This window comes from Empedobacter sedimenti, from assembly GCF_030005555.1.
GTDB classification, from domain to species: Bacteria; Bacteroidota; Bacteroidia; order Flavobacteriales; family Weeksellaceae; genus Empedobacter; species Empedobacter sedimenti.
In genome coordinates this window covers 1-19,658 of sequence record NZ_JASCQG010000002.1, presented here as the reverse complement: position 1 = coordinate 19,658, position 19,658 = coordinate 1, and the positions used below count along the sequence as shown (strand labels likewise).

Genomic DNA, 19,658 nt, shown 5'->3' with positions numbered 1-19,658 from the left:
CTTTTTATTATACTAGCTCTATCAAACTTCCTCGCTCCTCGTCTTTTGTGATTTGCAAAGCAACTGGAATTCTATCTTTTAATTCGTCAACGTGAGAAATAATACCGACAATTCGGTTCTCTTTCTGTAAACTCATCAACGTTTCAAACACGATATTCACAGCGTCTGCATCTTGTGTTCCGAAACCTTCGTCAATAAAAAAGAAGTTCTTTTCCGATTTTGCACTTGTTTGCACACTTTCTGCCAAAGCCAAAGCCAAACTCAACGAAACTTGGAAAGATTGTCCACCAGAAAGCGTTTTCACACTACGTGAACGACCTTCGTTCAAATAATCAATAATCTCAAACTCATTGTTGTCATTCATTTGCAAACTCAATTGATTTCTCGTCATTCGATGAAATCTAACATTTGCGTTATCACATAACTGTTTCAAATAAATTGACGAAACATATTGTACAAAACCCGCTGAATTAAACAAATTTCGCATCGTTTGTAAATTTGATGCGCGCTTTTGCAACTTCTCAAATTCAATCAAAAGATCTTTCTTTTCAGTAAAAGATTTGTTCAATCGCTCAATTTCAGTTTTTGTTTTAGTTACAATTTCGGTCGCTTCTTTCAACTGATTTGCAACAAAAGATAATTTCTCTTCTTGTGCTTTAAAAACGGTTTCATCAAAAGAAACCTCTGATAATTTTTGTTCTAATTCATGAATAAAACTTTTCAACGTTTCGAATAAAACTCTAAAATCCTCTAACTCTTTTCTGATTTTCGTAACATTAAATTGCTGATTTAAAACCAATTGAACTTCTTCAATATTTTGTATTTGATGTTTTTCTAAAGCTTTTTTTAGTTGATTTTGATTAATATTTAGTTCCTCTTTCAGTTCAATAAGTTGTTTTTCAAGCAATTCTATTGACGTTTTTTGAGAAGCTAATTTTGGATTCAGTTGATTCAAGCTTTCTGTAAATTGAATATAATCTTGTTCAATTTTTGTATTATTTAACTTTAAATCATTCAAATTATGCAATACATTTTCTATTGTTTGATTTTGAAAATTTTCAAACTTCAACACTTTCAAATTTGCTTGATTTTGCTTGATTTGCGAAGCTTTTTCAGTTTCTTCTAATCTAAATTTTTCTAAAAATTCTTTATATTTTGATAAGTTTTGACGTTCTTTTTCTAAAGTTTCTCGATAAATTTCAATCTCTTTAGTTTTATCCGAAATTGTTTTATCCAAAGCAATAGCTGCTATCTTTTTTTCTTCAAATAATTCAACATTTTTCTGATCAAAATCTTTCCAAACAAACAAATTCAAATGATTTTCTTCTTGAGTTTTTAACTCATTTAGAACTTGATTTTCTTGTTCAATTTGTTTTTCAATAAACTGTTTTTGATCAACAATTTTCTGAACTTCATTTTGCTTTTTCTGAAGCGATTTTAACTTTTCATCAATTTGATTTAATTCATTATTTACAACTTCAAATTTCGATGAAACATCACCTATCTCAACAATGTTCGGATGTTCTAATGCGCCACAAAGCGGACAAGATTCACCATCATGTAAATTATGTGCGAAATGCGCCAACTTTTGTTGAACTTCTAATTCAGACTTCTGTTTTTCAATTGATTTTTTAGTTGATTCAAGCTTTTCAAATTCAGAACTAAACCAATTTTCAAAACTTGAAATTTCAATATTTTCTGTTTTTAATTGAGTTTCAAAAAGATTAATTTGTTGCTTTTGTTCCTCTATTTTAGATTGCTGTTTCTGAATAGATTGTTGCAAATTTTGATTCTGAATAAACCAATTTCCAACTTCCATCAAAGTCTGAGAATCAATTTTTGATTCAGCTAAAGTTTTGACTTCTTTTTCAGATGATTTGATTAAAGCTTCAATTTTTTGTTCATTCTTCTGAACTTCGTCAACTTCTTTCAAGCCTTTTGCTGTTCTCGCTTTTAACTTTTCTATTTCCTCTGAAAAAGTTAAAATCTGAACAATCAATTCTAAATCAGTTTCTTCTTTTCGTTTTATTGGTAAAGCTTCATAATCGTTTTTAATTGCTTCAATTTGAGTTGAAATTTCTTTGATTTGATTCTCGATTAAAGCCAGTTGTTTTTGTTGATTCTCAACTGAAATTGACTTTTCTTCAATCTCATTTGAAACTTTTTTATTATTTTCTAAAAGCTGAGAAAATGCATTAAAAATCAATTCATAACGTTCAATTTCAAGTTTTCGTTGATCCATTTCATTTTTCTGAACTGAAACTTTTTCAAAATCAATTTTCTTTTGTTTTAACGTCTCAAAATCTGATTTCAACGCTTTTAAACGTTGAAATGATTCATTCATTTGATTGTATTCTTCTTGAACATGATTGGTAACTTTTGTTTGCTCAATCAAATTATCTTCAAGCTCTTTTATTTTTTCTTCCGAAACTTCTTCAAAACCAGATAATTTTCCCTCAAGTTGATTCAGATTCGTTAAGTTTTGAGAATTTAAAGCTGCAACTTTATCTTGTAAATCATAACGATGAAGTCCAAAAATTTCCTTCATCATTTGCGTACGAGCAGTTGGTTTTAACTCAATAAATTCCTTGAATTGTCCTTGAGGAATAATAATAGTTCTCCTAAAATTTTCTGAACTTAAGCCTAAAATTGGTTCTATATCAGAGCTTTCTTGCGGAATCCATGCCTGATCAAATTTGTATAAAACAACTCCAGAATTAACAATTTTATCAAAATTCTTTCCGTTGCGTTTATATTCTCTTGTTATTTTATAATGAACATTTTCCGCATTATGAAATTCGAATTCTATAAATAATTTATTCGACTTCAAATTCATCATATTATATGCAAAATCTTTCGCTCCTAACCGATCAGAATTTCCATACAAAGCAAATGTTATCGCTTCCAAAATAGATGATTTTCCGGAACCTACATTCCCGAAAATCCCAAATAATCCCGCTTCTGTTAAATCAGAAAAGTCAATTGTTTGTCGCTCTTGGTATGAATAAAGTCCTTCTATGGTTAATTTTACTGGAATCATTATGAATTCAAAATTTCGTTAAACAAATCCTTTATTTCGTCATTTGGTTCTTGATTTCCATTCTTCGATTTGAAATAATCTGTAAACAATTCTTTCATATCTTTTGTTTGATCTGCAAACTTATATTCAACCGTTTCAATTGCTTGATTTTTAACTTTCGGAATCAAATGGATAATTCCTGAATGAGATTGATAAATCAATTTTCGTTCATCAGCTTTCAAAAAAGAATCACTTTCTAAAGTCAATTCTACCAACGCATTTTGATTTTCATTCAACCATGCTACAGCTAGATTTATATCATCAAAAGTTTTGCGAACAAGCGGTTTTCCGTTCTTTAATTCTATTTTATGATAAGAAATAGTTTGATTTGGTTCAGCTTCTATTATCGAAACATATTTAGTTTGACCAGCTTCGGAAAAGCTATAACACAAAGGAGAAGAACTGTACACAACAGGTTTTTCTTCTGTTCCTATATTCTTGAAACCATGCAAATGTCCAAGAGCTGTATATTGAATTTGAGGCGGAATAGCTTCAGAAAAAATCATATCTGCATTTCCAATTTTAATTGGTTTTTCACCTTCTGGTTCTTCTAAAATTTCAGCACCTTTTTGGTTCATATACAAATGCGCCATCAACAAATTAACACCATTTGCATCACAATATTCGTCCGAAATATTTTTCCAATTTGTCGCTAAAACTTCATTCAAAGCTTCTTCTTTATTCTCTCCAAAATATTGTTTCAAACGGATTTCGTTTGCATAAGGCGTATGAAGAATTCGGATTGGGAAATCTAAAGAATTTAATTTCAATTCAATCATTCCTTCTGTTGATTTCGAAATTTTGAAATCATTCAATTCAAATTCCTGAATTTTTGCATTTGGATATCCAATCAAAATAATTCCACATTCGCGTGCCAACGGATCTGGAGCATCAATCAAACTTGGCGAATCGTGATTACCAGAAATCGCTACAACAGGACGTTTTCCGTTATTCGAAAGTCTTTTTAATGTTTTGTAAAATAACTCTACAGCTTCTACACTTGGATTAAAATTATCAAATAAGTCGCCCGCAACAAGAACTAAATCAACCTGTTCTTGTTCTGCTATCTCGACAATTTCATTCATCACTAAAATTTGTTCTTCTAATCGAGAAAAACTATCTAATTTTTTACCCAAATGCCAATCGGCTGTATGTAGAATTTTCATTATTTATTCTTCCAAATTTTGTTTATCCTTTTCGTTAAACTGTTTATTAATCGCTTTTAACCTAGCTTTACGCTCAGCTTCAGCATCTTTCACTTTTTTTCTTTTTTGCGCTTTTTTAGCTTTTACAGCTTTTTTATTTGCATCTGTATTTCTACTCATTTTCTCTGTTTAAAAATATTCTATATCCGCGTCAAACAATGTCGCAAAGTTAATTGAAATCATAAAGAATTGTCAATCTTTTGTCCAACTAAATTGAATTCGTTAACTTGGAAAGAAAGTAATCGAATTTATTAATTTTAAAACATTTATTAATGGGAAAAGGAGATAAAAAATCGAAAAGAGGAAAAATTGTAAATGGCTCTTATGGTGTAAGGCGTCCGAGAAATAAGTATTATTACGAGGATGAAGTAGTTGAAGAAAAACCAACCAAAAAAGCTAAAAAGTAATTTTTTGAAGCTGAAAATCAGGATTGATTTTCAGCTTTTTTTATTTTCTACATTTCTTCAATTTCTTAAAATCTACTTCATTAATATTAAAAAACTTATTGTATTCGGGATCAACCATACTTTCTTCAAAAGCAATTTTATTAATAGTACTAATCGTAAACCAATTGGCATTATAATCGCGATCTGGATAATGTTGCACTAAAACAAATCTGTAAATATGATCATCGGTATCTACAACTTGTAATCCATAATGAGTTCCTCCATTTTCTTTGATCAATTTGTTCCAATCTTTCGTTAAATTCTTGACATAAGTAGAATTATATAATGCATTTGCAGCAAGTACTTCGCACTTTGAAGAAGTTTGTGCAAAAATTTGCATTTGAAATAGAAGAAAGATAAACGTTAAATACTTCATAGTTAATGTATAAAATTTGTTCTCTAATAATTATAATGAGATTTCTAACCTACAAAATATATTTTTAAAAAATTATGTTTTAGCTTTGAAACCGCTTTAATACTCAGTCTTAGGCAAGATGAAACATAATGATTTGGAAATTAATCGCTTAATTGAGCGATTAGAAAATTTAGGAATATTAGTCGATAAAATAGAATCTTCTGGTTTTGGGAGTATGTTAAATTTTGAGATGAGTTATCAAATTCCGGATCAAAATATATCAAGCATAATTAATTTTAGACGGTTTGATATACAAGATGTTTACTTATATTTTAAAGATACTATTGACCAAAAAGGAACTATACTATTTGTTGAATAACATCTAAAGTATAGCTTTTTTATAGTTTTTCTAAATCAGAAACTGTATAAAAATTCATGTTATTATCTTTAACAAATTTGCATATTTGTTCTAAAGTATTAAACTCTGTTTCATATTCTTTTGTTGCTTTAGGAACAGTTTTATGTGCATAAAAAATGACTACTTTATTATGTTCTTTTGCATATTGCAACAATGATAAATAGTAGGATAAATTAAAATGCTGGTAACTATTATCTAATCCCAAACCATAAATTAATGGCTCTTTTTTATAATAACAATTTTGAAGATTTGGGGCTGAATTACCATAAGTAGTTCCACGAATTGTTTTGAAATATTTCAGTAATAATTGATCTGATTCCACATCTCTATTTCCATAAGGATAAGAAAAATCTTTTGCATTAAAACCTTTTTGTTTCATCAGATCTAACATCGGTGTAATTTCTTGACGAATAAAATTATCTCCTCCGTTTTGTTTGATATAATCTACCGTTTTAACATGATTTAATCCGTGTGCAGCAATTTCATTTCCATTCTTTTGTAGGTATTTCAATTCTTGAATTTGATTATCCGTTAGCTTATCAAAATGCGTTACATAAAAAGTACCTTTCCATTTATATTGTAGCAATTTAATATTTACATTAAACCATTCGTCAACATAATCATCATCAAAAGTTAAGACAACTCCACCACGAGTATTTATTTTTTTAGGTTCTTTAATTGAATCTTCTTCTTGTGTACAAGCATTCAAGAAAAAAATAACGAAAAAGCAAGTAAAATAAAAGGTTATTTTTTGCATCAATTAAGTTTTAGGTTTCTAAAATAAAAATACATAAAAGATGATTATAATTTTGCAACAATATCAGATTTAAGGAAATCTTAATTTTATTTATCACATTCAAAAACTAAAAAACCACTCAAAATTGAGTGGTTTTCAAAATACTATATTGTAATTTATATCTGTTGATACATAAAATTTTCACCAAGATAAACACGACGAACGTCTTCATCATTTGCTAGTTCTTCTGGCGAACCTTCTTTCAAGATTTTACCTTCGAACATAATATAGGTTTTATCAGTAATTGCAAGTGTTTGCGATACATTGTGATCGGTAATTAAAATTCCGATGTTTTTATCCTTAAGCGAACGAACAATCTTCTGAATATCTTCTACCGCAATTGGGTCTACTCCAGCAAAAGGCTCATCTAACAAAATAAAGTTAGGTTCTGTTGCTAAACAGCGCGCAATTTCGCAACGACGACGCTCACCTCCCGATAGTAAATCTCCACGATTGGTACGTACATGCTCTAAAGAAAACTCTTCTATCAAAGCATCTGTGCGCATTTGTTGTTCTTTCTTAGAATGTTTTGTGAATTGTAAAACAGACTTAATATTATCTTCAACAGAAAGTTTACGAAAAATAGACGCTTCTTGCGCTAAATAACCAATTCCTTTTTGCGCACGTTTGTACATTGCGTCACCAGTAATATCATGTTTATCCATGAAAACTTTTCCTTGCGTCGCTTTTACTAAACCAACTATCATGTAGAAAGAAGTTGTTTTACCAGCACCATTTGGTCCTAACAATCCAATGATTTCTCCTTGTTCTACCTGAAAAGACACATTTTTTACAACGTGTTTTTTACCATAGTCTTTTACTAAATTTTGTCCTTTTAATACAATTCCCATATCACTTCAAAGATAGAAAATTTGTTATTTAATTGCATTGATAATATCATATTTTGTAATGATATGATATTTACCGTTCTCTAATTCGATTAAAACTGCTTGATTATCTTTTGTAATCAATTTCGAAACTTCTTCAATAGATGTATTCGCTTTTACGATAGGAAAAGGTTTTCCCATGATTTCGTGAACTGGTTTGTCCGCTACATTGCGGTCTTCCATAAACGCCTGAAATAAATCCGATTCATCTAACGATCCTACAAATCCGTTAATGTCCATTACTGGAATTTGAGAGATTTTGAAACGACGCATACGATCAATTGCATGAGAAGCTAACTCCTCTGTACGAACTGTTAACAATGGTTTATCTACATGTTCTTTTATTAAATCTACTGCCGTTTTTACTTCTTCCTCTAAGTAACCTCTGTCACGCATCCAATCATCATTAAAGATTTTTCCAACGTAACGAGAACCTGAATCGTGAAATAAAACAACCACAACATCATCAGGACCAAATTCGTCCTTCATTTGTAACAATCCTTTGATTGCAGAACCAGAAGACATACCTACAAACAATCCTTCTTCTAATGCTAAACGACGTGTATAAACTGCTGCATCTTTATCAGTAACTTTTGTAAATCCATCAATAATATCAAAATCTACGTTTTCTGGTAAAATATCTTCACCAATACCTTCTGTTACATAAGAATACACTTCATTTTCGTCGAAAATTCCTGTTTCTTTATATTTTTTGAAAACTGATCCGTATGTATCAACACCCCAAATTTTTACGTTCGGATTTTTCTCTTTCAAGTATTTTCCAACTCCAGAAATTGTTCCTCCAGTTCCAACACCAACAATAAAATGTGTTATTTTTCCTTCTGTTTGTTCCCAAATTTCTGGTCCAGTTTGCTCATAATTTGCTTGCGCATTTGATGGATTATCGTACTGATTAACATACCAACCGTTAGGCGTTTCTTCTGCCAAACGTTTCGAAACTGAATAATAAGAACGAGGATCTGTTGGCTCAACATCCGTAGGACAAACGACAACTTTTGCACCAACAGCGCGCAAAATATCCATTTTCTCCTTCGATTGTTTATCTGTAATTACACAAATCAATTTATAACCTTTGATCACCGCTGCCAAAGCCAATCCCATTCCTGTGTTACCAGAAGTTCCTTCGATAATTGTACCACCAGGAACTAAACGACCATCTTTTTCAGCATCTTCTACCATTTTAAGCGCCATACGATCTTTACAAGAAGAACCTGGGTTAAAATATTCTACTTTTGCTAAAACAGTACATGGTAAATCTTTTGTAATGTGATTAATTTTAACCAAAGGTGTGTTACCAATCGTTTCTAAAATATTATTTGCGTATTTCATTTTTTCTATTTTTTAATTTAAACGATTAAATTTTATCTAAAATTAATTGCTTTTGCAGGAGTAATTTTAGAAATCATATACGATGGCAAAAGTAAGACAATTGCGCAAACTAATAAAGCACCAACGTTTAATAATGCAATCGATCCAAAATCTAAATAAACTGGTGCAGTTGATAAATAGTAATTTTCGGGCGGAAGTTTTATAATTCCGAAATATTTTTGAATGAATAATAATCCAAGTCCAATTACATTTCCTGCAATTAATCCAGGTAACATAATAAATAAAGCGTAATTAATGAATAATTTTCGGATTCGCCAATTTGTTGCTCCAAATGCTTTTAAAATTCCGATTGAATGAGTTCTTTCTAAAATCAATATCAACAAAACCATTACCATGTTTATTACCACGACAAAAAGCATAATAAACACGATAATCATAATATTTTTATCAAAAATTGTAATCCAATCATTAATCTGAGCAAAAGAAGCCGTTGCAGATTCTGATGTTAAATTGTAAGGAATTGCCTCGTTAACTCGTTTTGCAACAGGATCAATATTTTCTACATCATTTACAAATAACTCGAAACCACCAACCGTTGTAGAATCCCAATGATTAAGACGCTGAACGTGCTTTAAATCGCCTAACATAATAACATCATCAAAATTTTTGATGTCCGTCTTATATAATCCAGAAATAGTAAAACGTCGATAAATAGGTTTTGTATCCTCTTGTATAAAATACATCACAAACGAACTATCAACATCTAATTTTAACTCATTTGCTATTTTCTGCGACAATAAAACTTCGTCAACAATCGAATCTTTATTCACTTTTGGAAAATGTCCTTTCACCAAAAACTTCTCAAAACGAACTGTATCATAATCAGTTCCAACTCCTTTGAAAACAACTCCACTAAAATTTTCTTTTGTTCTAATTACACCACTTTTGTTTGCAATTGCCTGAACATGTTTCACTTCTGGAATCTCCTTAAATGTTGGATAGAAACTCTGATTAATTGATATAGAATCCGAGTTTAATGATGTATTGCTGTTGTAATTACGAATGGTAATATGCCCATTGAAATCGGCTAATTTTTCTTTAATTGCAATTCGCGCTCCAACACCAGTAGAAATGGTGATTAAAGAAACAATCAAACCCAATGCTACTGCAACTTGACCAATTCGAATGATGATACTCGAAAGGTTATTTTTCGTATTTTTACCAAGCGCAATTTTTTTGGAAAACCACCAAGAAAAACTCAATATTTATAATTTTTATAAGATTAAAACTAATTTTTAGGCTTATTTTTCGCCTGAATTCAAATCATTCAAAACGATATGAAAAACTTTGTCAAATATACATCAATTGGTTTACTTCTATGCATTCCTTTATTTACGATTGCACAAACTTTTGAGCAAAATTCTCAAACTAAAAATAATCCCGAACTTTTGAATAATGATAATGGACTTTCTATTGGTTTAGGTGCAGAAAATGTTATGCAATATTTACCACAATTAAAAGGTAAAAAAGTTGGCCTTGTCTCTAATCAAACTGGAATCGTAAGAAAAATTCTTAGAAAAAATCCTTCTGATTATGAATACAAAAACACAAATCATACCGTTGATTTATTAATCTCAAATGGGATAAATGTTGTAAAACTTTATTCACCCGAACATGGTTTTCGTGGAGATGCAGATGCTGGTGCAAAAGTAAAATCTGGTGTTGATGCAAAAACTAACTTGCCAATTATCTCACTTTATGGCGATAATAAAAAGCCAAAAGCAAGTCAGATTGCAGATGTAGATGTTTTGGTTTTTGATATGCAAGATGTTGGCGTTCGTTTTTACACTTATATTTCTACTTTGCATTATGTTTTGGAAGCTGCTACTGAAAATGGTAAAAAAGTAATTGTATTAGACAGACCAAATCCAAACGGACATTATGTGGATGGACCTGTGATGAAAAATGAGTTCAAATCCTTTGTTGGAATGCACAATGTTCCGATTGTTTATGGAATGACGATTGGCGAATATGCACTAATGATTAATGGAGAAGGTTGGTTAGCAAATGGTGTAAAAGCAGATTTAGAAATTGTACCATTAACTAATTATACTCATCAATCGAAGTATAGTTTGCCTGTAAAACCATCGCCAAATTTACCAAATGCACATGCTATTAATTTGTATCCAAGTACATGTTTATTTGAAGGAACAAATGTCAATGAAGGTCGTGGAACGGATATTCAGTTTCAGGTATATGGTTCACCATTTCTCAAAAATATGCCTTTTCAATACACACCAACTTCAAAACCAGGTGCAACAAGTCCAAAATTTAAAGATGAAGTTTGTTATGGAGAAGATTTATCGGATGTTCCGTATCAATCTGCCATCAATTTGAAATGGTTAATCAATGCGTATAAAAACAATACGAAGCAGCCTTTTTGGACGATGAATGGTAAAAAATTGTGGATTGATCAACTTTCTGGAACTAGTGAATTGCGTAAACAAATAGAAGCAGGTTTGTCAGAAGCAGAAATAAAAGCAACTTGGCAAAAGGATTTGGAAGCTTTCAAGAAGATTAGAGTAAAATATTTGATTTATAATTAAATTAATGCAAGTTAAAAGAAGCGTTCTTCAGAAACTGTCTACAAATGAATTAAATTCTTACATCAAAGATGATTCTAGATTTATTCCTGAAGCAATAGAGATGGCTTTCGAAATTTTAAAAAATGAACGAAATGTTCAGTTTTCTGAAATTGAAACAACTCGAATTAAAAATTTAATTTCATCTAAAATTATTTATCACGAGAACGAAGAAAAGAAAAATTCTTTCGAACCTAATTTAGTTGAAGATATCGAGGAAAATAATGAGGTTCCGAAACTTCATACTAAAACTGAAATTGTTTTTCATTCAAGTGTATTTTTTTCTTTTATTGGAGCTGTATTATTGTATAAAAATCTAAAAAAAATTAAAGACATAATGCTCTTTCATTATGTTATTTTAGCTCTTTTTAGCCTTTCGATGTTAGTTTTTGATTATTATTTATACGAATATATTGTTAATCATCAAGAAGAATTATCACATATTAAATACAAACGTTTTGGTAATTTCGGGATATTTATAACAATTCGTGGAATAGCAAATTTTATTCTTATTAGCTTAATATGGAATTATTTTTTTGGAAAAGATTTTAAGTATAGAGAATTAAAATAATATAAAAACGGAAGCCAAATTTGGCTTCCGTTTTTATGTTTTAGAATGATTATTTTTCTCCGACAACCGCAGAAATAGATTCACCCAATTCTTTTACTTTTTCATATAATTTTGTAGAACCTTTTTCAAACTCTATCGAAATTTTTCCTTCACGTGCCTTTATTTCTAACGAATCTCCTTCTCGCCAAACATAGTTTTTTCCTTCTGTCGTTGGCTTACCAAAAGCTTTCTCAATTTCATTTATTGCAGCTTTAGACTTTGGTTTATCAAAAATTGCAGAATATGAATAAACTTCGTTACTATCGCTCACATTGATAGATGTATTAGAATGCGTTGTTGATCCAGATGATTTTGCTTTAGAAAATGCTGTTGCTGTTTGTGCATTGCACGTGAATGCTGTTAGCAAAATTGCTCCTATTAAAGTTAACTTTTTCATGTTTTAAATTTTAAGTAAAACTCTGAAAAAAAATAATTTATAATGGTTAATGAACGGTTAACGATGCGTTAACGCAACTATTTGATCACTTTTGTAATTCTGTTTCCTAAATTTTTAATTTTAAGATACAAATCGTTATTATCGTTACTTTTTCCGAAATTAATCGCTACACTCCCGTCTCTCAAACTCACTTCGTAACTTCCATTCCATGTCCAGATCAAATCTGTATCATTACTTTTTGGCTCACCAAATTGGTTGGTGATAATTTCTCTTACAGCAGAAGTTTTAGACATACTAAAATCAGCTTTGTACGAATATGACTCACTCGTATCACTGACATAAAGGTTTTTCGAATTTTTTGTTTCTTGTCCAAAAACAAAACAAGTAATAGTTAAATAAATAATTAGTAAATATTTTTTCATAAGGTTTAGATTTATCTCTTAAATTTCATTAAAAAATAATTCTAAAACATTTATTAAATATTTATTTAATTAGAAATACTTAATTAAGGATAGAAATAATTTCGTTTCCTAATGTTTTGACTTTGTTATAATAAAATTCATCATCACTACTTTTACCATAATGAATTTTCGCTACACCATCCAAAAGCTCAATATTATAATTTCCATTATCATTCCAGACCAATTTATTTCCGTCCGTTTTTGGCTTTCCAAACTGCAATTCAATTAACTCTTTTACAGTTTCATTTTTACGATTATGAAACACAGCTTTCAATGAATAAAGAGTTGCATTATCGTTCAGAATATATGATTTTGTCGAAACAGCAATATTTTTTGGTCCAGGGTTATCTAAAATAAAAATCAATTCTTTTTCTAACTCCTTCATTTTGTAGTAATAAAACTCAGCATCATTGTTTTTTACCAAATTTGCTTTTACTTCACCTTCTTTTAAACTAATTGTATAATTTAAATTGCTCCAAACAGTTTCACCTTGATAATATTTGGGCAAACCAATAATTTGCTCAATTTTCGATTTAATTGATTCTCTTTTATTTAATGTGAAAACGCCTCGAAAAGAATAAGTTTCTTGTCTATCATTAATTACATAATTCTTGGTAGAAACTGCTCTATTTTTAAAACTTGAATGAGTTGTTGTAGATTGCGCCATTCCATTTACAGAAAGCATAAAAAGGGCAAGAAGTAAAATTTTATTCATTGTACTAACATAATATTGGATAAATATCCTAAAAATAAATAATATATAAGAGATAATTGTTGGACTAAATTTTAGAAATCTCAACGTACAACATTTCTCCTGTCATAGAATCAAATGAAACAATTACATTTCCTGAAACATAATCATTTGTAAGACGATTTGGATCCGAATTTGGACTTCTTTTATAATCCGCAATCCTTGTAATTCTTGTTTCATCAATAATCGGAGAAAGCTCGTTAACCACTTTTCCTTTGTACGTTTGACAAATTGGATTGGGCGATAAATAAAATTTAACCGAAACAACCTCCTCATTTAAGATGTTCAAATAGATTCCTTTCTCTTTATACAACAAATCATAATCATACTTTTTTGAAGTTGAATTATTTGTATTTTCTCGACGGATTATTGCCGAATCAAATTCTGATTGAAATTGTTTAAATAATTGATTTTCTGTATTAATTCCTAATAAATCAAAAAAAAGAGACGGAGTGGCTTGAAAAGAATTCATTGCATTAAATTTAGGTTTGAAGATACAAAAAAACCTTCCTATAATATAGAAAGGCTTACAATTTATATTGATTAGATTTTACTAATTCTCTTTTACAAAAACACCATCAGCTTCAAAATTATACTGTAACTGAGGTTTTGTAATTTTTGCAATTTCATCTTTAGATTTACCTGCATCTTCTGCATAATGACGTAACTTTTCTACAGAAACTTCACTTACAAATGCTTTTCCATGTACAATAACATTTGCTTTTTCGCCATCTAAAGGCATAAAAAATCCGTAATCTTTGAAACGAACAAAAGATTGCTCCTCTCCTTTTCCAAGATCAACTTTCATCCAACAACCTTTCTTTTTACAAACTGATTGAATTGTCGATACAAACTGAACATTCTCTATAGAATCTCCACTTTTCATGTTCTCGTACAATTTTCCAATTTCACTTGTTGTTAATGTATTTTTAAGATCAAATGTTTCTCCGTAAACTTGATACGCGTACATATCATCAACTTTTGCAGAACCATTCGCCAAAATCTTAGCTTGTGGTTTTGTTACTTTTTCTACTTGTTGTTTTGCTTCTTTTTTTGATTGAGCATTTGTAACACCAGCAAAAGCTAAAACTGTGCAAAATCCTAGTATATATTTTTTCATTGTTTTCTTTATTTATTCCAAATTTAAATAATTATCCATTAATAATTTAATATTAGGATAAGAATTTTCTAATAACTGAGGAATTTCGCTTACTTTTTTCCACTCAACTGTTTCTATCCCTTCCTCGGTTTGTGGTAAAGGTAATTCTACTCCATCATAAAAAACTTCGAACCAATAAGTTTCTTTAATCACATATTCTCTCAAATAATAAATATGAAAAGTTGGCATCAAAAATCGTTTCAATTCTAGATTTGTAATACTGCATTCTTCTTCAATCTCTCTAATTGCAGATTCTTCTTTTGATTCTCCTTCTTCCATTTTCCCTTTCGGTAAATCCCATTTTCCTAATCTAAAAATGAAGAGAATATCGTCTTGCGGATTACGAACGATACCACCAGCTGCTTTTATATGTTTGAAATAATTTAGGAAACTCGCCCAAACTGCATCAATATCATCACTAAAAATATTTACAAATTTTGACGTATTTGTAGACAATAAATGAAAAGCTTCATCGAATTGTGTTTCGTGATGAAACAAAATATTTTTTGCTTCTGAATTGGATTGATTGCTGAAAGTTAGCTGACTTTCATTAAAAAAAACTTTGTACATTTGAACGATTTGTTACAAATTTATAAAAAAACTCACAAGGATATGAAGGTAAATACAAATAAAGTACGCTTTGCAAAAAATCAACAAGATGCATTTAACTTTTTGTTGGATATGAAAAATTATGAGCAATTAATGCCTGCTGACACAAAATCATTTGAAATTCACGAATCTGGAAAAGGTTTTACAGTTGGTGTTGGAGCTTTACCAAAAGTTGGAATGCGTTTAAAGGAAACTGTTGAACCATCAAAAATTGTTTTTGAATCACCAGCTCCTGCTTTTGAATATACATTAACGATTTCTATTGATGCTGTTGACGATAACTCTTCTGATGTAACATTAGATTTTGATGGAAATTTTAATATGATGATCGAAATGATGGCAAAGAAACCATTAACATCTTTCATCGAAACGATTGCAGAAAATTTAGGAAAGATTGCTTAAGTAGCTTTTTTTCAGAATAACGAAATAAAAAAAACCAGAAGTTTAACTTCTGGTTTTTTGTTTTAATAATATTTGATTATAATCCTCTCATTCTTATAACAGGATTTAAGTAAACACCACCACAAGCGTCTAATCTTACTTGTAAAGCCAATCGTTCTGTAGATTCGCAAGCCATTCCACTACCACTATCATATTTACGAGCAACATAATATGTTGTTCCGCTTGTTATAACTGTAGTTAAAGGTAAAGCTGTAGTTGCTGTATCTGAATTATACCAAACTAAAGTAGATCCTGGTAATTGAATATCACCTAAAGTAACCACCTTATTTTTACAGAATTTATCATCTGATAACTCAGTTGGTTTTGTTGGAAAAGAATTAATTATAATTTGATCCGTAATAATACATGAACCTGCAGTAGTTGGATCATAATTAATCTCTAACTTATATGTACCATAACCATACAAAGATAAGTCGATATCTTTAGTTGTTGCTATAGGTGTTGTTGGATCTGCATGATCGCCAGTTAACTTATACCATTTAAATGTTGTAAATGCATTTGGGTAAAATCCATCTGCAGATAAAATTGATGATGTAGCTAAATCTCTACAAGCAGATACTGCCCCAAAACCATAAGTAGAATTATCTTGCGTTTTATCCAAAAATGTAACATAGCTTGTATTGTTACCTCCATTTGTACTATAAGTACCAAAAACTAGAATTTGATAACTAGAGTTTGCGTCAATATCCTTTACTGTTAAGTAATCAAAATTAGTAGGACCATTTGTTATCGTAAATTTAGCTCTAGTTCCGGCTACAGAAGATACGATAGAACGTGTCACATCACAAGCTGTTCCACTTAGATTGGCTTGTTGAGTAACTTTTAACTCTTTCCCCGCTGCGATAGAAACCTTATTACTTAACGAGTTTAACACCTCTGTTGTAATACTTGAATTTGCATTAAATGTTACTCCTCTTGTTGTTATACTTTTTATAAGTAATACTGAAGAAGATGAACCTGCAACAGTATTTGCTGAAGTATTAGCCTGAGTAAATTCTAATGTAGCGGTATTAAAAGCTGTTGTGCTATTTGTTGGATTAAAGTAATAAAAATTAGATGAAGAATTTGAAGACAACTTAATTATAGCATTATCTGCAGTTACTAGAAAACTTGGAGATTGACTATCAAAATTACCTGTCAAATTAACTTTCGAATTATTTATATTTAATTTACCTGTTGAAATTGGATTATACGCAGAATTAGAAATACTTTGTAAATTCATTGTAATATTAGACGCATCAAGATCAGAAGTTCCCGTCATATAAATATCAGAACCTGTATTCTTAAAATCATCAACAAGTTTATAATACGAACCATCTTGTACATTAATTCGCATTTTAAGATCAGTACCTCTTAACTGAATTTTATGTCTTGCTGTACCATCATAAGTAGCATCAGTTTGTTTACCAGAAGTAAGTATACGGCTAAGCCCTGTAATTGTATTATTGTTTAAATACATAGAACCTGATAAATAAATATCTTTAGATCCATTTCCTTTCAGCGACATATTTGCTGGAGAATCATTTTCAAAAACAATGTTATTAATATAAATATCATTGTTTATCGCAACTTCATTTCCTTTTGCTTTAGAATATGATTTAAAGTGAGCATTATCAAATTTTGTTGGAGAACATGAAGACGCATTAGGCGTACCATTTGCATTTGTAGTCCAGTTGATTGAGTTATGCCACTGATTTGTTGTAGAAGCACTACCTATCCAATATAAATCTACAGGTGTTGCTGACACTAATTTTGTATATCCAGTAGTCGCTGCATCTGCACTTCCGCTAATATTTATTGTATATGACGCACTTTTCCCAAATTTTATATTCTTAACATCATAACTATTCAAAGTTAATAGATTAGGTGTATTAGTAGCATCTGTAACAGTTGGCGATATGTTAAAATTGACTGTATTTGTTTGACCATCTAGAATTGTAACCAATTGACAAGTCCCTGTAGAAATGGTTTGATATTTGTCAATAATATTTATTCTATAATTTGATTCGAAGGCAATTAAATTACCTGCATACACTTTTAACTCATTGACATTAATTTGATTTGTTGCTGTAGAAAATATCCCAGCCCCAGGAACACTTAAATATGTGTTTGGCTCTAACTCTAAGTAAGCAGCATCAAAAACACCAAACATACTTTGTCTTATAGAACTGTTAGAGTCTTTTAATACAATTTTATTGTATTTTAATTTATTATCAATCGTATAATAACTAGTATCACCAGCCGCATTAAAGATTAGAAAAACGTTAACTGTACTTGTTCCTCCATCTAAAGTAAATTGATTATTTAAGTTTGTATTGTTAATGTTGTTATATGTCCAGAATTTTGTATTTATAATACTATTCTTTAAATACAAATTCGTTTTAAAAGAAGATCCTCTTTCTATTACTCCCTTAAATTCGTTGAGATTTATCGTTGGAGCATCAAATACTAATGATCCATTTTCTAAAACAAATGTATTTCGACCTAAATCTGATTCATTGTAATAAGTAAAATTTGATCCTTTCAAACTTAATGCTCCTCCTCCTGTAACAACTAATCTATTACCTTCATTTAAAGACCCTTTTAGGACACCTTCATTTAGCGTAATAGTTTCTGGTGAATTTAAATTAGTTGACTTTGGCACAAAAAATAAATTCTGAATACTAAGCGTTGCTCCTTTCTGTAGTTCTAAAGAACCTCTTATTGTAAATGAATTATTTGTTATGCTAAATATTTCAAAACTTTTCCCAATAAAGTCTGGTAATACAGTAAAATTATGAATATCTATTACTCTATCAATATCTATTCTTCCAGAAATAGTAGAATTTGTATTAAAAAAAACATTATCATTTGACGTAGGTAAATTAGCCACTGCAACTTGAGCTGTCCCACTAGAACTCCAGTTACCTAGATCTGTCCACGTTTTTCCATCACTTTTTCCTCCCCAAAAATAATCAACAGCAACTCCACTAGTCACATTTATATTTTTATTCAAATTCTCTAGAACTGAATTAGTAAATGTTACTACATTCTTAGAATAAATACCATTAGCAACCATATTACTATATGCTGGTGTTGATACAACAGGTATATCTAAGTATGCTAAAGTATTGTCATTTGACAAATAGGATTTAAATTTAGTAGTACCAGATGATAATGGATTATAATTAAACGTAGTAACTGCTACATTTGGGCTTGCACTAGGCGTAGTTTGTGTTGATGTACCATAAAATCTATAATCAAATCCTTTGTCTATTGTTAAATTACCAACAGATAAATTTGCTGTATCAAAATAAGTATTGGTATTTTTTATAGTCAAATCTGTAATTGATAAACTATTATTATTAATTATAGTACAAGTTCTTCCTGTATAATTATTTGCATTATCTATAATAACTTTTGGTAAAACAACTCCAGCTTTCTCTACTATCAACCCTCTGTATAAAGGAACTGATGTTGTATTATGTGCCAAATTATTTGACTGAGTTGATCCTCCATGAATATACAATGTAGAATTTGTAAAATTGTAATCTTCCCTAAAAACCGGACCGTTTAAAAATATAGTTTATTAACTTAGGGATAATTATGAAACAGAGCAATTTTACAGAAGTTCAGATCGTCAAGATCTTATCAGAACAAAATCAAGGCAAAACAGTCAATGAAATTTGTCGTGAACATGGAATAAGTCAACCCACTTTTTATAAATGGAAGAGTAAATATGGCGGAATGGAAGCCCATCAATTAGCTCAATTAAAAGAACTAGAGAAGCAATTGTCCCAATATAAAAAAATTGTAGCAGAGCTTACTTTGGAAAACGTAGTTTTAAAAGATGTTATCGAAAAAAAGCTATAACGCCTTGTGAAAAACGAGAGTTGGTGTTGTATTCAAAAGAAAAACATCAGCTAAGTTCTCGCAGGGCTTGTCGTCTATTTAGCTTAAGAACATCCGTTTTTTATTATCAAAAAGTACGTAAAGATGAGGATGATAAAATACGTTTTCAATTGATAGCGCTATCCAACGAGCATCAAACT

General features: G+C 30.1%; 21 protein-coding genes. 6 read left to right on the top strand and 15 right to left on the bottom strand.

Annotation, left to right across the window (positions count from 1 at the left end; all coding sequences use genetic code 11):
- Window positions 1–7 precede the first annotated feature (7 nt).
- Genes QHG34_RS02370 through QHG34_RS02360 form a run of 3 tightly spaced genes read right to left on the bottom strand, consistent with a single transcriptional unit; the run spans window position 8 to window position 4,404 of the window.
- Window positions 8–3,040: an AAA family ATPase gene (locus QHG34_RS02370; protein WP_282628543.1), complete on the bottom strand. Its 3,033-nt coding sequence runs from the start codon at window positions 3,038–3,040 to the stop codon at window positions 8–10.
- Window positions 3,040–4,245, bottom strand: coding sequence for a metallophosphoesterase family protein (locus tag QHG34_RS02365; RefSeq protein ID WP_282628542.1), 1,206 nt, complete (start codon window positions 4,243–4,245; stop codon window positions 3,040–3,042). Before QHG34_RS02365 ends, QHG34_RS02370 begins: the two co-directional genes overlap by 1 nt.
- A gap of 3 nt (window positions 4,246–4,248) precedes the next feature.
- Window positions 4,249–4,404 (bottom strand): hypothetical protein, encoded by a 156-nt coding sequence (locus tag QHG34_RS02360; protein ID WP_282628541.1) that lies wholly within the window; start codon window positions 4,402–4,404, stop codon window positions 4,249–4,251.
- A 152-nt stretch (window positions 4,405–4,556) separates the two neighbouring features.
- Between QHG34_RS02360 and QHG34_RS02355 the strand changes: the two genes are divergently transcribed.
- On the top strand, window positions 4,557–4,691 hold the full coding sequence (locus QHG34_RS02355; RefSeq protein WP_282628540.1) for a 30S ribosomal protein THX: 135 nt from the start codon (window positions 4,557–4,559) through the stop codon (window positions 4,689–4,691).
- Between the two features lie 40 nt (window positions 4,692–4,731).
- On the opposite strand, the gene QHG34_RS02350 is transcribed toward QHG34_RS02355, so the two are convergent.
- Complete coding sequence (locus QHG34_RS02350; protein ID WP_282628538.1) at window positions 4,732–5,106, bottom strand: hypothetical protein; 375 nt, start codon at window positions 5,104–5,106, stop codon at window positions 4,732–4,734.
- Between the two features lie 118 nt (window positions 5,107–5,224).
- Here QHG34_RS02350 and QHG34_RS02345 point away from each other — a divergent pair, with 118 nt between their 5' ends.
- Window positions 5,225–5,464, top strand: a complete 240-nt coding sequence (locus QHG34_RS02345) for a hypothetical protein (protein ID WP_282628537.1) — start codon at window positions 5,225–5,227, stop codon at window positions 5,462–5,464.
- Between the two features lie 19 nt (window positions 5,465–5,483).
- On the opposite strand, the gene QHG34_RS02340 is transcribed toward QHG34_RS02345, so the two are convergent.
- The 4 genes from QHG34_RS02340 to QHG34_RS02325 all read right to left on the bottom strand — a co-directional run bounded on the left by QHG34_RS02340 (window position 5,484) and on the right by QHG34_RS02325 (window position 9,798).
- Window positions 5,484–6,260, bottom strand: coding sequence for a polysaccharide deacetylase family protein (locus QHG34_RS02340; RefSeq protein ID WP_282628536.1), 777 nt, complete (start codon window positions 6,258–6,260; stop codon window positions 5,484–5,486).
- Window positions 6,261–6,415: 155 nt separating this feature from the next.
- Window positions 6,416–7,144, bottom strand: a complete 729-nt coding sequence (gene lptB / locus QHG34_RS02335; RefSeq protein WP_282628844.1) for an LPS export ABC transporter ATP-binding protein — start codon at window positions 7,142–7,144, stop codon at window positions 6,416–6,418.
- Between the two features lie 30 nt (window positions 7,145–7,174).
- The gene (locus tag QHG34_RS02330; protein WP_282628535.1) at window positions 7,175–8,536 is read right to left on the bottom strand and encodes a pyridoxal-phosphate dependent enzyme; all 1,362 of its coding nucleotides are present in this window, start codon (window positions 8,534–8,536) and stop codon (window positions 7,175–7,177) included.
- A 32-nt stretch (window positions 8,537–8,568) separates the two neighbouring features.
- Window positions 8,569–9,798 (bottom strand): ABC transporter permease, encoded by a 1,230-nt coding sequence (locus QHG34_RS02325; protein WP_282628534.1) that lies wholly within the window; start codon window positions 9,796–9,798, stop codon window positions 8,569–8,571.
- Between the two features lie 75 nt (window positions 9,799–9,873).
- Between QHG34_RS02325 and QHG34_RS02320 the strand changes: the two genes are divergently transcribed.
- Together QHG34_RS02320 and QHG34_RS02315 are read left to right on the top strand one after the other, a co-directional pair.
- Window positions 9,874–11,142: an exo-beta-N-acetylmuramidase NamZ family protein gene (locus QHG34_RS02320; RefSeq protein ID WP_282628533.1), complete on the top strand. Its 1,269-nt coding sequence runs from the start codon at window positions 9,874–9,876 to the stop codon at window positions 11,140–11,142.
- Window positions 11,143–11,146: 4 nt separating this feature from the next.
- Entirely contained in the window at window positions 11,147–11,749 is a 603-nt protein-coding gene (locus tag QHG34_RS02315; protein ID WP_282628530.1) for a hypothetical protein, read from the top strand.
- Window positions 11,750–11,798: 49 nt separating this feature from the next.
- On the opposite strand, the gene QHG34_RS02310 is transcribed toward QHG34_RS02315, so the two are convergent.
- The 6 genes from QHG34_RS02310 to QHG34_RS02285 form a co-directional block, all read right to left on the bottom strand.
- Window positions 11,799–12,185: a hypothetical protein gene (locus QHG34_RS02310; protein ID WP_282628529.1), complete on the bottom strand. Its 387-nt coding sequence runs from the start codon at window positions 12,183–12,185 to the stop codon at window positions 11,799–11,801.
- A gap of 77 nt (window positions 12,186–12,262) precedes the next feature.
- The gene (locus QHG34_RS02305; RefSeq protein ID WP_282628528.1) at window positions 12,263–12,607 is read right to left on the bottom strand and encodes a hypothetical protein; all 345 of its coding nucleotides are present in this window, start codon (window positions 12,605–12,607) and stop codon (window positions 12,263–12,265) included.
- Between the two features lie 79 nt (window positions 12,608–12,686).
- Entirely contained in the window at window positions 12,687–13,361 is a 675-nt protein-coding gene (locus QHG34_RS02300; protein ID WP_282628526.1) for a hypothetical protein, read from the bottom strand.
- 64 nt (window positions 13,362–13,425) lie between these two features.
- A complete protein-coding gene (locus QHG34_RS02295) occupies window positions 13,426–13,869 on the bottom strand; it encodes a hypothetical protein (protein ID WP_282628524.1) in 444 nt (147 codons plus the stop codon).
- Window positions 13,870–13,950: 81 nt separating this feature from the next.
- The gene (locus QHG34_RS02290; RefSeq protein WP_282628523.1) at window positions 13,951–14,517 is read right to left on the bottom strand and encodes a DUF4920 domain-containing protein; all 567 of its coding nucleotides are present in this window, start codon (window positions 14,515–14,517) and stop codon (window positions 13,951–13,953) included.
- Window positions 14,518–14,529: 12 nt separating this feature from the next.
- Window positions 14,530–15,126, bottom strand: coding sequence for an NUDIX hydrolase (locus QHG34_RS02285; RefSeq protein ID WP_282628522.1), 597 nt, complete (start codon window positions 15,124–15,126; stop codon window positions 14,530–14,532).
- Window positions 15,127–15,168: 42 nt separating this feature from the next.
- On the opposite strand from QHG34_RS02285, the gene QHG34_RS02280 reads away from it, so the two are divergent.
- Window positions 15,169–15,567 (top strand): hypothetical protein, encoded by a 399-nt coding sequence (locus QHG34_RS02280; protein WP_282628521.1) that lies wholly within the window; start codon window positions 15,169–15,171, stop codon window positions 15,565–15,567.
- A 76-nt stretch (window positions 15,568–15,643) separates the two neighbouring features.
- Here the strand turns inward: QHG34_RS02280 and QHG34_RS02275 are convergent, their stop codons facing one another.
- On the bottom strand, window positions 15,644–19,099 hold the full coding sequence (locus QHG34_RS02275) for an autotransporter outer membrane beta-barrel domain-containing protein (RefSeq protein ID WP_282628520.1): 3,456 nt from the start codon (window positions 19,097–19,099) through the stop codon (window positions 15,644–15,646).
- 113 nt (window positions 19,100–19,212) lie between these two features.
- On the opposite strand from QHG34_RS02275, the gene QHG34_RS02270 reads away from it, so the two are divergent.
- The gene (locus tag QHG34_RS02270; protein WP_038336637.1) at window positions 19,213–19,479 is read left to right on the top strand and encodes a transposase; all 267 of its coding nucleotides are present in this window, start codon (window positions 19,213–19,215) and stop codon (window positions 19,477–19,479) included.
- Window positions 19,480–19,658 lie beyond the last annotated feature (179 nt).